The sequence below is a fragment of the Aquimarina latercula DSM 2041 genome, assembly GCF_000430645.1.
In the GTDB taxonomy this organism is placed as follows: Bacteria; Bacteroidota; Bacteroidia; order Flavobacteriales; family Flavobacteriaceae; genus Aquimarina; species Aquimarina latercula.
On sequence record NZ_AUMK01000003.1, the window covers coordinates 502,168 to 516,785 of the forward strand.

12 protein-coding genes are annotated in these 14,618 nt (G+C 30.0%); 3 read left to right on the forward strand and 9 right to left on the reverse strand.

Going from position 1 to position 14,618, the window contains the following annotated elements; genetic code table 11:
• Positions 1–113: 113 nt before the first annotated feature.
• The 3 genes from H526_RS0102425 to H526_RS0102435 all read left to right on the forward strand — a co-directional run bounded on the left by H526_RS0102425 (position 114) and on the right by H526_RS0102435 (position 4,422).
• Entirely contained in the window at positions 114–2,477 is a 2,364-nt protein-coding gene (locus tag H526_RS0102425) for a TonB-dependent receptor (protein WP_027391518.1), read from the forward strand.
• 183 nt (positions 2,478–2,660) lie between these two features.
• Positions 2,661–3,164, forward strand: a complete 504-nt coding sequence (locus H526_RS0102430) for a hypothetical protein (RefSeq protein ID WP_027391519.1) — start codon at positions 2,661–2,663, stop codon at positions 3,162–3,164.
• A gap of 142 nt (positions 3,165–3,306) precedes the next feature.
• Positions 3,307–4,422 carry an acyltransferase family protein gene (locus H526_RS0102435; protein ID WP_035084149.1) on the forward strand — a complete coding sequence of 372 codons (1,116 nt, stop codon included), beginning with the start codon at positions 3,307–3,309 and terminating at the stop codon, positions 4,420–4,422.
• Between the two features lie 109 nt (positions 4,423–4,531).
• On the opposite strand, the gene H526_RS0102440 is transcribed toward H526_RS0102435, so the two are convergent.
• The 9 genes from H526_RS0102440 to H526_RS31635 all read right to left on the reverse strand — a co-directional run bounded on the left by H526_RS0102440 (position 4,532) and on the right by H526_RS31635 (position 14,455).
• Complete coding sequence (locus H526_RS0102440; protein WP_027391521.1) at positions 4,532–5,875, reverse strand: amidohydrolase family protein; 1,344 nt, start codon at positions 5,873–5,875, stop codon at positions 4,532–4,534.
• The gene (locus H526_RS0102445; RefSeq protein ID WP_035084152.1) at positions 5,875–6,984 is read right to left on the reverse strand and encodes a serine hydrolase domain-containing protein; all 1,110 of its coding nucleotides are present in this window, start codon (positions 6,982–6,984) and stop codon (positions 5,875–5,877) included. Before H526_RS0102445 ends, H526_RS0102440 begins: the two co-directional genes overlap by 1 nt.
• A 14-nt stretch (positions 6,985–6,998) precedes the next feature.
• Positions 6,999–8,522 (reverse strand): amidohydrolase family protein, encoded by a 1,524-nt coding sequence (locus tag H526_RS0102450; protein ID WP_027391523.1) that lies wholly within the window; start codon positions 8,520–8,522, stop codon positions 6,999–7,001.
• A 99-nt stretch (positions 8,523–8,621) separates the two neighbouring features.
• Positions 8,622–9,749 (reverse strand): helix-turn-helix domain-containing protein, encoded by a 1,128-nt coding sequence (locus H526_RS0102455; protein WP_035084155.1) that lies wholly within the window; start codon positions 9,747–9,749, stop codon positions 8,622–8,624.
• A gap of 89 nt (positions 9,750–9,838) precedes the next feature.
• Positions 9,839–10,882: a helix-turn-helix domain-containing protein gene (locus tag H526_RS0102460; RefSeq protein WP_035084158.1), complete on the reverse strand. Its 1,044-nt coding sequence runs from the start codon at positions 10,880–10,882 to the stop codon at positions 9,839–9,841.
• 88 nt (positions 10,883–10,970) lie between these two features.
• Positions 10,971–12,077: a type 1 glutamine amidotransferase domain-containing protein gene (locus H526_RS0102465; RefSeq protein WP_035084161.1), complete on the reverse strand. Its 1,107-nt coding sequence runs from the start codon at positions 12,075–12,077 to the stop codon at positions 10,971–10,973.
• Between the two features lie 281 nt (positions 12,078–12,358).
• Complete coding sequence (locus tag H526_RS28110) at positions 12,359–13,285, reverse strand: YHYH protein (protein WP_081415530.1); 927 nt, start codon at positions 13,283–13,285, stop codon at positions 12,359–12,361.
• A 45-nt stretch (positions 13,286–13,330) separates the two neighbouring features.
• Positions 13,331–14,122, reverse strand: a complete 792-nt coding sequence (locus H526_RS0102475; RefSeq protein WP_035084163.1) for a hypothetical protein — start codon at positions 14,120–14,122, stop codon at positions 13,331–13,333.
• Positions 14,123–14,269: 147 nt separating this feature from the next.
• Positions 14,270–14,455, reverse strand: a complete 186-nt coding sequence (locus H526_RS31635) for a hypothetical protein (RefSeq protein ID WP_027391528.1) — start codon at positions 14,453–14,455, stop codon at positions 14,270–14,272.
• Positions 14,456–14,618: the final 163 nt, after the last annotated feature.

The following is a 14,618-nucleotide window of genomic DNA, read 5'->3' on the forward strand; positions in this document are numbered from 1 at the left end:
GTCAATAACAATCATGTCGTTTATAGGATTATAACAGTTGTTTACCCAAGTAGATTTTTAAAAAACTGTTCTTCTTCCTTCCTTTGAAAAATCAAAATAAAATAAAACATACAATGAACAATCGGGTTTTTATAATCTTACTTTTTTTAACAGCTACAATTTGGGCTCAAAATAAAGAAATACTAATTTCTGGTACATTAGTAGAAGCAGAAACGGGTCAGCCTATACCCTATGCTACGATTGTTCTAAATGACACAAATTCTAAAGCAACTATTTCTGGTGCAATTACTAATGACAATGGAACTTTCGAGATAAACACTACAGCAGATAATTTCTATATCGAAATTAGTTTTATAGGATTTAAAACACTAAAATTACAAAAGTTTGAAACGATAGAAAATAGAGTAAGTCTTGGAAAAGTTAAACTATATCAGGATAGCGAAACATTGGACGAAGTTGTTGTTCGAGGCGAAGTATCTAAAACAGAATTTAAACTTGATAAACGTGTATTTAATGTTGGAAAAGATTTAAGTACAGCAGGTGCAAGTGCATTAGAAGTATTAAATAATGTCCCCTCTGTGAATGTTAACATCGAAGGAGAGATAAGCCTTCGAGGAACTGGAGGTGTTCAGATCTTAATAAATGGAAAACCATCAGTCCTAGCAGATGAATCTAGTAATGCCCTGGGAACCATTACTGCTGATATGATTCAAAGTATTGAAGTAATAACAAATCCTTCTGCTAAATATGAAGCCTCTGGTACTTCAGGAATTTTAAATATCATACTGAAAAAAGAAGAAAAAAAGGGATGGAATGGCTCCATTTCACTTAATACAGGAATTCCCGACAATCATAATGTAGGAATTAGCCTTAATCGTAGAACAGAAAAATTTAATCTATTTACCCAGATCGGTGCAGGTTATCGATCATTACCAAGAGATAATGAAGCAATCAACCGTAATTTAGAAAATAATGAAGTTGTTTTTAGTGAAGGTGAAAATTTTAGAAATGAAACTTTCTTCAATATAACTTTAGGAACAGACTACCATCTTAATGAATATAATGTGTTTACACTTTCTGGAAATTTTGCTTATGAAATAGAAGATCAACCTTCTGAAACGAATTTCCGCTTTTTTGATGGTGATAATACATTAGTATCACAATGGGTACGTAACGAAACCACTGATGCAACGAATCCCAAATGGCAGTATGAGTTTAATTGGAAAAAACAGTTTAAAAACAATAAAGATCACACTTTTCAATTAAGCGCTTTAGGAAGTTTCTTTGGAAAAGACCAATCTTCTTTATTTGGGGATATCACAATAGAAGGAGAAAATGTTGACAGTAACCAACGTACTGCTACCAATTATCAGCAAGCAGATTTTACTTTTAAAGCTGATTACACAAATCCATTAACTAAGGAATATAGTATCGAAACAGGAGCTCAGTATGTTATAAACGATGTTGGAAATGATTTTGAAGTTGAAGATTTAGTTGATGGACAATATGTAATTAACGAAAGTCTAACCAATGATTTTGAATGGATACAAAAGGTATTAGGTGTTTATGCTACTTTAGCATATGAAAATGATATCTGGGGTGTAAAAGGAGGTTTGCGAATAGAGAATACTGATTTAGAAACTTTATTAGCAAATACAAATGAAGGCAGCTCACGAAATTTCACTAATTTTTTTCCGAGTTTTCATACATCTTATAAGATAAGCGACAAAATCTCACTTCAGGCTGGTTACTCAAAAAGAATTTTTAGACCTCGATTAAGAGATTTGAATCCTTTCTTTAATATCCGAAATAATTTTAATATCAGAACAGGGAACCCAGAACTACAACCAGAATTTACTAATTCTTATGAACTAACTAGCATATATAAAATAGGAAAAGCTAGTATGAGTTCTAGTCTATATCATCGTTATACAACAGACGTTGTAGAAAGAGTATCAACGTTTATTGATAATGTAAATTTTAGTACTCCAGAAAATATAGGAACTAATTCATCCATAGGTTTTGAAACAAATGGGAAATATAGCCCTACGAAATGGTTAACTTTTACAGGAGATTTTAATTTCAACTATTTTGATCGTAAAGGAACTTTTGAAGATCAAGTATTTGATTTTAATGGAAATCAATGGTCCACTAGATTAGGTACAAAATTAGGTTTACCTGCAGATATCGATTTAGAAATTAATGGAAATTACCGTTCAGATTTCGAAACTGTACAAGGAAAACAAAGTGGATTTGCTTTTCTAGACCTTGGAATGCGTAAAAAAATATTAAAAGGAAAAATAGTCGCTAATCTCGGTATTCGTGATGTTTTTGCTTCTAGAATTCAGGAAAACTTTGTAAACCAACCTACTTTCGAAACCTATAATTTTGGACAACGTGGACGCTTTTTTACATTTGGATTAAGCTACGCTTTTGGTAAAGGTGAAGCAGTAACTTATTCTGGACGCAGAAGATAAGATTGACCTGTTTATCGTTAACGGACAAAGTGTGACGAGTCTACCCGCCGAATCATCTCTTATTTAATCTAAAATTATAATAAAAAAGAACCTGATCACTTAAACATTTCTTAGTATTTTGCTCTATAATTTATATATCCTGATTTATATCAATACTACAAATAATATTATAGGCAATACAGTATGAAATACATCATAACGGAAGAAGATTTAAAAAAAAGAAGTCATGGGATGTCTTTTGATTTTGTGAATGCCGACTTTTTACATTTCATTGAAAAAGAAAAAGAACTTAATAATCCTTTTTTAAGTGTTGCTAATATTAAACAACTGGAAAATGATACGTTAAAGAATATCAAATCGAATATTTATACTTTTGGTATTCTCGGAGTACTATCTTTTAGTTATGGGGTATATGTATTTTTTACATTCGCGCCCAGAGTAGCTATTAATTTATACACACAGTTTCCTTTTATAGAAAATGGTTCTATTCCTATTGTTCTTGGTCTATCATTAATAATAGGCTGTATATATAGTTATTCTAAAAGGAAAGATATTTTGATCACAAAAGTGAAATCAAAGATTATTGAACATCTAAAAAAGGTACAAAGGGAGAAATCCATTGTGACCGAAAAAAAGAAAAGAAATACGAATCTACAACCTAAGAAAAAGCGCAAAAAGAAAAGGTGAAAATTATTATAATAATATTAAAGTAATTCATCTACATTCCATTTGATAAAACATACCCGTCATTTTCACGTCATTTGTGTAATGTCGTGTTTTCAAGTAATAGATAACTATAGTTTTGTCCTTATTGATTTAAAGAATAGTTATGAATACAACTGAAAGAAGACATGACCTTGATTGGTGGCGTGTAATCTCCATCTTTTTAGTTTTTTTACATCATATAGGAATGCCATTTAACGGTGATGACTTTCACATTATGAATACCGAATCTAGTAAACTGTTAGATGATATTACGGTATTTTTCGAACAATTTAGATTACCATTATTATTCATTATTTCGGGAACAGGAACAGTGTTTGCATTTTCTAAACGTAACTGGATTCAGTTTACTAAGGAACGTACAATCCGACTTCTAATTCCATTAATTTTTGGAGTATTAGTAATTGTACCTCCACAAACTTATATAGAAAATATTGGATCTTATTCTTCGTATTTAGATTTTTATAAAAATATCTTAGAACATTTAGAAGTAAATCATCTATGGTTTATAGAAAATCTATTTTACTTATCTATTGGCTGTATTCCGATTATTATTTGGGCAAAATCTTCTTATGCTAAACCATTCAAAACGTTGTTAGATACATTTTGTGCTAAACCTTTAGGAATGTTTCTTTTAGTGTTACCGCTAATCATTATTAAAATAGTAGCTAAACATTATTTTCCTGAAGATGATAAATCTATAACAAACCTCTCCTCTACATTATATTACGGATATTTTTTTCTTGCTGGTATTATCATAGCAAGTAAACCAACATTATGGGATTCATTAAAAAAATACCGCAAATGCAATGCATTTATAGCATTTATGGCTACACTATTATTTTATATATATTATTTTCTTCCCAATAATATAGCTGCAACTTATTTGGATATTTCCATGCGTTGGGATATTTGGTATGGTTTAACTGTACTTGTAGGTTGGACGATAATAATTACTATGTTAGGATATGGTCAAATTTGGCTACACAAACCAAGTATTTTAGTAAAGATTCTCAATCAGGGCATCTACCCTTTTTACATACTACATCAAACAGTTATTATCGTTATTGGATATTATATATTACAGGAATCATGGAGTATATCTATCAAACTATTAATTCTAGCAATCACATCCTTTATCATCATTATATCTGTATATAAGTTTCTTGTATATCCTTTTAGGATTCCTAGATTTCTTTTCGGAATGAAAAAAAACAAATAATATCTAAAATAGGTTGTGAACTATAAGTAAGATATCCTTAGTTTGTCTTATAATGATATTAGACAAACTAAGGATTATTGATAAAATTATATTGTTAGTATCCGAAATATTAATTATCCCAACGTACCATTTCTTTTAAATCAATTGAATTAAACCAATGGCCTCTTAGCATCACTCCTTCTGGTTCTTTCAAGATATCGAGATCATCAAGAGGATTTGATGGAAGTAATATCATATGAGCAGTATAACCGTCTTTTATTTTGCCTACATAATAATTGTTATCGATAAAATTATTGATATATACCCCAGCATTAGCCGTTCCGGCTTTTAAAGCTTCGTAATTTGTTAATCCAGCTTTAACCAAATTTTTCATCTCATCAATTGCAGATTCTCCTGGTGCAGCAGCTGGAAATGCAGTATCTGTGCCTACAAGAATATTAACTCCAGCATTATGAAAATGTTTTACAATTGGAAAGTAAAATTTATAAACTTTCTCTATATAAGGCCTACTCTTTACATCTCTGGACCCATACCAATCAGCTTTATAAATCCTTTGAATTTTAGGATGTAAACTTTTAGTTTCGGGCAATCGTAAAATCGAATCCATTACTTGTGGTTTCCCCCAAGTAAGTTCTATTTTTTCATAAGCAATAATATTTGCAATTAACCATATGTTCTCTTCTGCAGCTTTTGTGGCAAAATCTTTTACTTCTTGCTCATCAAATTCTGTAAACTGAGTATAAATAAATTCCTCGGTATGAGCTATAGATTTTTGACCAATTCGTAATGCATCATCAGCGGTTAAGTTTCTTGGAATATGTCCCATTGCATGAATACCTTCTCTTTTAGCAATTTTCATCATATGTTCAAATTGTGGTATGGTCATTTTCCCGTATATCTTTATAAAATCATATCCTTTTGCCTTGTCTTCGATAATTCGTTCTTCTATTCTATCTAATGTTACTTCTTTATATTGTGGTCTATTCAACTCTTTTACAACTCCACCTCTACCTGCAGTATAAATATCTGGTCCCGTAATTTGCTTCTCCTTAATTTGCGCTCTTAGTTTTAAAACCCTCTTTGAGCCTCCCAAATTTAAAACGGTAGTAACACCATTTACAACATATGAACGCATCCATTCTTCTGATTTTTTGCGATGTAAATGAACATGGGTGTCAGTTAAACCTGGGATGAGATATTTTTTATGTTCACCATCAATTATTTTTGCGTTATCTGGTATGTTAATATCGTTACTATTACCTAATGCAATAATTTTATCATTTTCTACAATAACTGTTTGTGACATTTTGGTAATAGAATCTTGCATTGTTAATACGTTTACGTTAACAAATGCTTTAATCTGTTCTTGTTCTTTTACTTTATATGTTTGTGCATCTATTGTGAACACACATATAAAAATCATTATCAAAATAATATATCTTGTATTCTTCATTAATTGGAATTATAGCTGTTGTTGTAATTATTAGAGGTTATAGTTTCATGAGCTTTCATCAAGTTTAGTAAACCTGAATCCATATTTTTATTGATCAACCAAAACCCTGAACTTAACAAGGAATTTCCGGTGAAGTTTTGTTCTACTAAAGTCAAATTTTTATTTCTATTAATGATCATAAATCGTTCTCCATAACCATCTGTCCAGATTGTATTTGTATCTGAAGCTGTCCACCACTGATAACCAAACCCATCATATCTTCCATAATTAATATGGTTAGTAGTAAGATCACTATAGGAGGATGTACTTTTTGTAATCCAATCTTCTGATATAATTTGTTTACCATTCCATTTTCCATTATTCGCTACCATAGCACCGATTCTTGCAAAATCACGAGTACTGATATAGATATAATATTGTTTATGCATTGTTTTTTTCTTTGGCATAAACCAAGGGCTTCCCATAATTACATTATCCGAATCAAAATCCTGAAGACCAAGTGGCTTGGCTAAATTATCTTCCATAAATTTTCCAATACTAATACCTGTTTCTTTCATAAAAATGGTGCCTAAAACATTTGCATCAAAATTGTTATTAAAAAAATAAGTTCCTGGTTTATGACTTTCTCTTTTTGGTCGTTGAGTTATTTGATTATCATGCTCACCAGAAGCAGGTAAATAAACACCTGATTTACCCATTAATAAATCCCTTATCGTTGCACTTTTTTCTTGGGTAGTTAAAGGAATAAATTCATCTACTTCAAGTTGAGCAAGTGTTTTATCAAGATTTATTAGTTCTTGATCAACTGCTATTCCATATAACAAACTCAGCATAGCCTTTCTAGTAGAATGTCCATTCATTATTTTGTCAGTAGGCCCATACTCATAAATAACTTTTTCATTCTGCATAACCATTATAGCCCTAGTACGTTTAGGTTTTATGGTAGGAGTTAATATGTTATTTATTTTTTCTGAAACAGGAATGCCATAAGTGAGTGCAGTTTCATAATTTGGTGTGGGATTACTAACTTGTGGAATCAAAAGATATATCACAAGTATTAAAATTATAGTACATACACCTAGTATAATTCGTTTTATTTTTATATTCATTATTTTTTCTTTACTTAATTGATATATTGATTTATACTCATTTTTCTACTTCTGTTATTAGCTTCTTTTACAGATTCTAACATATTATCTAGTGTAGTTCGGTTTAGAAGTTTTCCATTAATAATTACTGACTGAATTGTTTTAGTATTAGTGATATCATCTAAAGGATTCTTTTTTAGTATCACTAAATCTGCATTATAACCAACTTCAATTTTCCCAATATTATATTGCATCCATTCGCCAGCATGTACCGTTGTAGACTGTAATACACGAGAATTCGTTAAACCAACTTTATTAAGAGAATGTAATTCTTGATGCAATGAAAAACCAGGAGTAGCGCATGCTACATTAGCATCGGTCCCCGCTACAACTATCACATTATGCTTAATTAATGCTTTGGTCATGATATGATGAGCTTTTACATAGGTTTCCCAATATCCTTTTACCCTTTTTTGAAGTTCAGGGTCGTTTTTTGCATTCAAATTCTCGTAGTAATTATTTCCTGGTGTCCACCCTCTAGTAATACTCGATCCTTCAACAATACCTGGATTAGCATATTCTAACGGAATTGTTTTGATAAAACTATCTAATTCTAATTTTTGTTTAGGAAAACTTTCCACTAACCATATTGTAGAAGATACTACGATATTTTTTTCTTTAATTTTAATCGCTATAGTATCAGCTCTTTCCTTCAAAAACTGAAGATATTCTTCTGTTTTATTATAATAAACTAAACCAAATTCATTCATGGTGTTTTTAACAATCTCTTCTACATGAGCAAGTTGAGACTGTCCAGAATTGTACAAGCCATCTAATCCTACTTCTGGACCTAAATGACCTATCGCCGGTATATTTTGTTTTACAGCTTCATCTACAATAGCCTCATATATTTCTGGATTTAAATTAGTAAGTTTAATTGCATCATAACCTTGTTCTTTAAATTTACGAACTGCTTTGCGCGCTTTTCTTTGACTTGTATAGGATTTTGGTGCTCCAAACCAACTTTTAATCTTTGATATCATACCTTTTTCACTACCAAGTTTTCTAGTTGCTACATAAAGGTTTGGACTCAATGTTCCACTTTTTGCCTCTTCCCTCCATTCTAAATGTGACTTGTCACCGAACATCTCTCCTACGGAAGTAACTCCGTTAGCTAGAAATAATAAAAGATCATTCTTACTTTTCTTTAAGTGTACATGTGTGTCAATAAGACCAGGTATTAAATATTGACCGGTCCCATCGATATTTGTATACTCATTAGTAACATTAGTTCGTTTATCTATTGAAACTATTTTACCTTCTTTGATTAATACTGTTAGACTATCCAACATTTTAGTACAATCTTTAGATAACACACTAATATTGGTAATTGCTAATGGAGAATTAATAGAATTAAAAATTGAGGTATTAACAAGCTCTGTTTTTGCTCCTTGGTGTTGATTGATTTTCGAATTAACTCGGATACAAGAACCAATACTAATTACTAATATAGCTAGTACTGTTCCCAAAACCCATTTTTTGATTAATGTTTTTTTCATTTGTTTTGATGAATTTTAAATTGACTATTAAAACAACAAAACAACTGTAAAATGAGTAATGATGGGTCTCTCTGCTTCTAAAGAGACAAGAAAATGAGATTAATTTTGATTTATTTTAAACTCTGATGGAGATTGGCCTGTTTCTTTCTTAAATAACCTATAAAAGCTCGCTTTAGATTTAAATCCACATTCATAAGCAATTCCTTCTATTGTATAATCTTTATATAATGGTAATGCTATTAATTGTTTAAACTCTTTAATCCTATAGCTATTCACAAAATTATAGAAGGAAATTTCTAAATACTGATTTAACAAAGCTGATAATTTCTTGTCTGTAATATGAATTCCGGATGCTAACTTACTAAGTGTTAAATCTTCATCTAAATAAGGTTTTTCTTTTTCCATAAATTCTACAAGCAATTTTTCGAAAGAAGAAAACTCAGATTCTAATTTTTCATTGATCATTTTCTTTCTATCCTTGCTACCTATAGAACTATCTAATAAAAAATATGGCACCAATACTTTAGATTGCTTAACGCCATAATACAATCCATAACAAACAGAAATAGAGGTTAATAACATAATCAAATTTTGAGTCCTCCATCCCAAATAGCCAAATAGCATTTGATATCCAACAAAAAACAGATCAATAAAAATAATAATAAATGGAGCTATTAAAAGATATCGTACCCAAATAAAATTATTATGCTCGATATGAGAATAATTACATTTTAATGCTTTTTTAAACTTATCAAAAGTTCTAAAACTGATATAGATATATATTAAATAAATAATATCTAATAACGGTCGCTTGATAAAAAGATATTGTTGAATAACATCGATATAGTCTACAAAATATTCTCCCGAAACCATTGCTATCTTGTATGGAGCAGAAATTAGAATAACAAAAACAATAAAAGGAGTTAAATGAATAATTCCATTTTTTAACACCTTTTTATCATCTAAAAATAGGGATTGAATATATAAAAGTAACAAAGGTCCAAGTGCCAATTTTACTCCATACACAATTAAAAAACTGATGTCTAGTAATATCTCGATATTATGTATCGAAGCATACGATTCTAACAAAACGAAAACCAATAATGCAAAAAATACAATCAAAATTGATTTATGAAGTCCTTTATCCTTTGATTTATAAAAAATATAGATATAAATGCACGAAAAAAGCATTCCAATGATAAAAAGAAAATCGTAAACTAATTTCACTTATAAAGTTTAGACCAAATATAAGTAGTAAATATTTTTAAACCCATATAATTTTATCATTAGGTTTATTCGAAATATTGTATTATTAATTAAGAATTTTTCTTTCTATAAGACGACGGTGTTACACCTTCAAATTTTTTAAATGCACTATTAAAAGAAGAAAGACTGCTAAAACCGGTATCAAAAGCTATGGAAGAAATTGTGTACTTATCTCCAACATTTAACAGCTTATTTTTAGCTTCCTGAATCCTGTAATGGTTGATATAATCATTAAAGTTTTTATTAGAATATTGATTAATCGCAGATGATGTTTGCTGTACACTTTTTCCGAGCAACTTACTCAATTTTATCAATGAAAGATCTGGTTCTAAATATAATTTTGTGTTCATTAGTTTTGATATTTCATCAAATAATGAATAATCATCATTTACATTAAAAGCATTACCGTTTAAATCTGTAGCCTTTAGTTGAAATGCCTTGTAACTCAAGAAATATATAATTATAGAATATACTACAGGTCCAATAATATAGGGAACTGATTCATCCAATATATTTAATACATATGTTATCCAAATAATTATAAAACCAAATGCCAAAAGGTGCAACCAATCAAATATAGCTTTATGAGATTTAGTTATTTTAACCGATTGATATCGATTCTTTGTTTTTTTTATAACAATCCATCCTAAGAGGATATAAAGTGCAAAATGCAGATAAATAAATACCAAACCACTACCAAATATTAAAATAACAAAATCACTTGTTTCATACCATTCTTTAGTAACTAAGAGACTAGCAAAAAACACTAAAAGAAATGGAATAATTTCTATAAAATAATACTTAGGAAGTTTAAAGCCTGGAACAGTCATTCCCAAAATATACCATCTAAAAAAAGGTCCTATTAATAATAAAAAAGCCAATCCTATAAATATAAAAATAGGCTCCAAGTTATTACCAAAATTAAGCATTACAGATTTACCAATCCGGAAAGCCATAAATACTAAAATCAGTCCAAGTAATAAATTAGTAAGCGTTTTTTTCTTTTTAAAACCTATCAAATAAAAAGCGAACAATATTCCGTGCAAGAGTCCTGCGCTGCTAAGTATAATAAGTAAGATATCGGAAAAATTCAATGGACTTTTTTTTCAAATGTAGGGATATTTCATATTCCAATGAAGTATATCCTATATAGAATAAGTTTCTATATAGGATATATAATAACTAGCTGTTTTCTTTTGATTTCTTTTTTGCATACGAAGTAAGGCTTGTTAAACTAATAAAACGACCTATTTTTCCTTGCATAGCTGCAATAATCCCATGTTTTGCAATTAATACTCTAGACATAGGTTGCTTATCCTTAGTATACATTTGATCAATAAGTCCTCTAGCCTTTTCTGAACCTTGTTCATGATACGTTTTTAAAACTTTTACGGCATTTTCTTCTCCTGTAACTTTTCTAAATTTAGGCTTATAGCCCAATTCAGTAATCATTGACTCTGCTAGAACCCAAGTAGACCAAGGATTTTGACCGGTAATCAAATTTTTATCTTTACTTATGTTTTCTAGATACATCGTCCCTTCATTAAAAACACCTCCTTGATCAACTAATTTATCTTGTAAAAGAAATGGGAATATTGTTTTTGCATCCGATATCAATAACAATTCTTCTGCATTAGTGAATCCACTAACTTTTTTATTCTCTAGTAAATGCTTCCCGGTATTAAGCGTAACATTTACTAAAGCTGCTGGACCATGACATACGGCTCCGACTACTTTGTTATTTTCATATAAGTTTCTGACTATAGCTTGTATTGACTCGTTGTCTGGAAAATCAAACATAGCTCCTTTACCTCCTGCAAAAAATACCGCCTCATATAGATCAGGGTCAATCTTATCTACAGGAATTGTATGCTTAACTTTAAGTTGAGCAACACTATCATTAAGAAACGCGTAATCAAATTCTCCCATATCTTCAGCATCTATGACTACAGGAGGTTCTCCTCCTAATGGACTTGCTATATCAACATCAAAACCATTTGCCTGAAAAACATAATACGCTCTAGATAATTCGGTCAATTCATAACCGGTACTTTTTTCAGTATTCCCCATTACATTCGTACTAGTAACGATTGCTAGAATCTTTCCACGCTTATCAATTTTGTTTTTTGATAAATAAGGTAAATCAGACATCTGAGTTGATGTAATGTCTTTCATATTTTCTGATGACGGTATTAACCCCATAAACCACCATCCAAAAATGAATAGAGAAACAATAATACTCCCAAAGGAGATAAGAATCCATTTAAAAATTTTATACTTTTTGAACATGCTATTTGTTTTAAAATTATAGCACGAAATAATAGTAAATACTAGACAAAATATGTCGAAATTATAATTCCGTCAGAGTATATTATACTTTTAAATGGTATTCAACTTAATCAATAAGCTCCGTAATTACTTACGAAGCTTATCTTACAAAACTAATTAATTACATAAAACTCATAAGAGCATATTTAACACAAATTAATTAGACGTAACATTAAAATTGCAAACACCTTTTTTGAGATTTACTATTGTAGAAAACATCTTTATATAATAACTACGTTTATTCATCCTTTTCTTGGTCCTTTGTCTGGAGGAAAAGGTCTTCTCGATCTTTTCTGTTCTTTAAATTCACCCATTAAACATCTGCTGATATAAGGAAAGTTTTCTGTAACTAAATAAATATAATTTCCATTATGTATAATTCCATTACATTCATCTAAATCTCCATAACCCGCTACATATTCGAAATCTGATCCATAGGTACCATCGTGATGACCACCAATAGAAATATCCATACGAGTCATAGGATTTTCATAGCTACAATCTTCTCCTTCTCTTGTTCCTTTTAAAAGTTTATAACTAGGTTTATATATTCCACTTTTAGAATAATATATTGGGTATCCATCGTGAGCAAATCCAATGTGTACCAAATCTTTTCCTGTATCAAAATCAGTAATAATAGAAATTGGAGTACCGTGATAATGATACGCTCCAGTAGGTTGTACATGCGCGTGATTAAAATCCAAACCTAAATCAATTACATCTTGTAATGCTTCTACTCTGTAATTTTCTCCACTCTCACATTCTACTACTTCTGCAGTTCCCGGTTCGAATTTAATACCATTTAGAGCCACACCTGGTTCTCTTACCCAAACAGCCTTACCGGTATATATTGGATTTAAGGGAAAACTATATGTTTTTTCTTGCGCTTTAATCTTATTTGGATTTCCAGAGTTTGGAAAATCACCGGTTTTATGGTTCGGAAGCGCATTAGTAACCATAATTCTTTTATTCTTAGATACAGTCACTTTGGTTTTTGTTCCATATTTTTCATTAATCAATGAATATGAATCAAAATAATCTACTGCATCTTGATGAGTATGATTGAAGCCATCATGAGAATGACTTGTTTTTTTGAATTGTATATCACTACAACTAATTATAACAATGTTCATGGTAATTAACAAGGAAGGAATTTTAAACTTTTTCATATTTTGTTTATTCTTCTTTTTAATGATTATCTAAAGCTCTTATGATTATTTGGATGTTGTTTTAAACCAAAAATCTATAGCAGGTACGGATTCTGTTTTTCTGCCTTTTGACCTACCTTGATCTCCTCCTCCTGGACCATTCCCAGATCTTCCTTGGGGAGCGCCACCATTAGATCTTCCTCCACCTCTTCTGCCACCTCCTCGAACAGAAGCTTGTTGCGTAGGTCTAGTTCTTTCCGAATTATCTCGAGACATCTCAACTGTTTTTACACCTATAGAAAGCTTATTAAAATTAATACCAGATTTTACGTTGATTTTATTATTAGGAATTTTTAAATAATAAATAAAACTGTTTCTTTCTTCATTAACTGCTAAATTGATCGTAATACCTTCATTGTTAAGAAGTGTATTAAACTCTTTAGTTTTATCATAATATTGATACAATGCTTTTTGTGGTGTATTGTTTTTTAGCCTATATCCTATTTGACGTATTATACTATCATTATCAGGAAATTCTCTAGTTTCATTAGGCCTATCCTTATTTCTTCTTGGAGGTCGTTGATTATTGGCTATTGGATAGGTAATAAATACATTCTTTTTCTTTTTACCTTTCGTGTCAAAATATACATTTATTCCTTGACGTAGTATAGATGTTGCAACTTTAGAATCAATCGTTTCAATAGTAAGGTATACGTATGCTTCGTCGGTATATATTTGATAAGTTTCGGTATTATTAATTACTGTAGTTGTGTCTATCACAACATTCGCGTATAAAGAAATTGCGAATAATGATTTCATTATAAAGATACAAATGAGTACCAAAATTTTATTTTTCATAGTTAATTATTTTGAAGGTGCTAGTGGTTCTATTTTTGGGTATATAGAAATTCTTATTAGTATGGTAAGCAGTGTTATACTTAGAATAATCAATAACCATATGTTTTTTATTGATCGTTTATCTTTTATAAATGATTGTGTGTCCATTTAAAAAGAATCAACAAAAGTGTTTATTATATTTTTAATCAATTCAAAATTGGTTGATTCACTCTTAAAAGAAGAAAGATTTATAACTAACTCATATGGATTAACTGGATTAGAAAGCGTATGTATACAGATACTCCCTATAAAAGTAATAATACAGATTGTTGTTATTAATATGATTTGTTTCATAATCTGTTGATTTGAAATTACACATTAATGACTAAAAAAAACAAGAGAAGTTTAATCGCAAAATTGCATTTTCTATGAAATGCTATTCATTTTCTGCGAAATGAAAATTATATTAAGTAATTACTTAGTTAGATAAGTTACCTATCTAATCTAATGGTTGACA

What these genes read in the sequence shown, in the direction of transcription:
- H526_RS0102425 (WP_027391518.1), top strand. Translation starts at nt 114, where the DNA reads ATGAACAATCGGGTTTTTATAATCTTACTTTTTTTAACAGCTACAATT.
- H526_RS0102430 (WP_027391519.1), top strand. Translation starts at nt 2,661, where the DNA reads ATGAAATACATCATAACGGAAGAAGATTTAAAAAAAAGAAGTCATGGG.
- H526_RS0102435 (WP_035084149.1), top strand. Translation starts at nt 3,307, where the DNA reads ATGAATACAACTGAAAGAAGACATGACCTTGATTGGTGGCGTGTAATC.
- H526_RS0102440 (WP_027391521.1), bottom strand. Translation starts at nt 5,875, where the DNA reads ATGAAGAATACAAGATATATTATTTTGATAATGATTTTTATATGTGTG.
- H526_RS0102445 (WP_035084152.1), bottom strand. Translation starts at nt 6,984, where the DNA reads ATGAATATAAAAATAAAACGAATTATACTAGGTGTATGTACTATAATT.
- H526_RS0102450 (WP_027391523.1), bottom strand. Translation starts at nt 8,522, where the DNA reads ATGAAAAAAACATTAATCAAAAAATGGGTTTTGGGAACAGTACTAGCT.
- H526_RS0102465 (WP_035084161.1), bottom strand. Translation starts at nt 12,077, where the DNA reads ATGTTCAAAAAGTATAAAATTTTTAAATGGATTCTTATCTCCTTTGGG.
- H526_RS28110 (WP_081415530.1), bottom strand. Translation starts at nt 13,285, where the DNA reads ATGAAAAAGTTTAAAATTCCTTCCTTGTTAATTACCATGAACATTGTT.
- H526_RS0102475 (WP_035084163.1), bottom strand. Translation starts at nt 14,122, where the DNA reads ATGAAAAATAAAATTTTGGTACTCATTTGTATCTTTATAATGAAATCA.
- H526_RS31635 (WP_027391528.1), bottom strand. Translation starts at nt 14,455, where the DNA reads ATGAAACAAATCATATTAATAACAACAATCTGTATTATTACTTTTATA.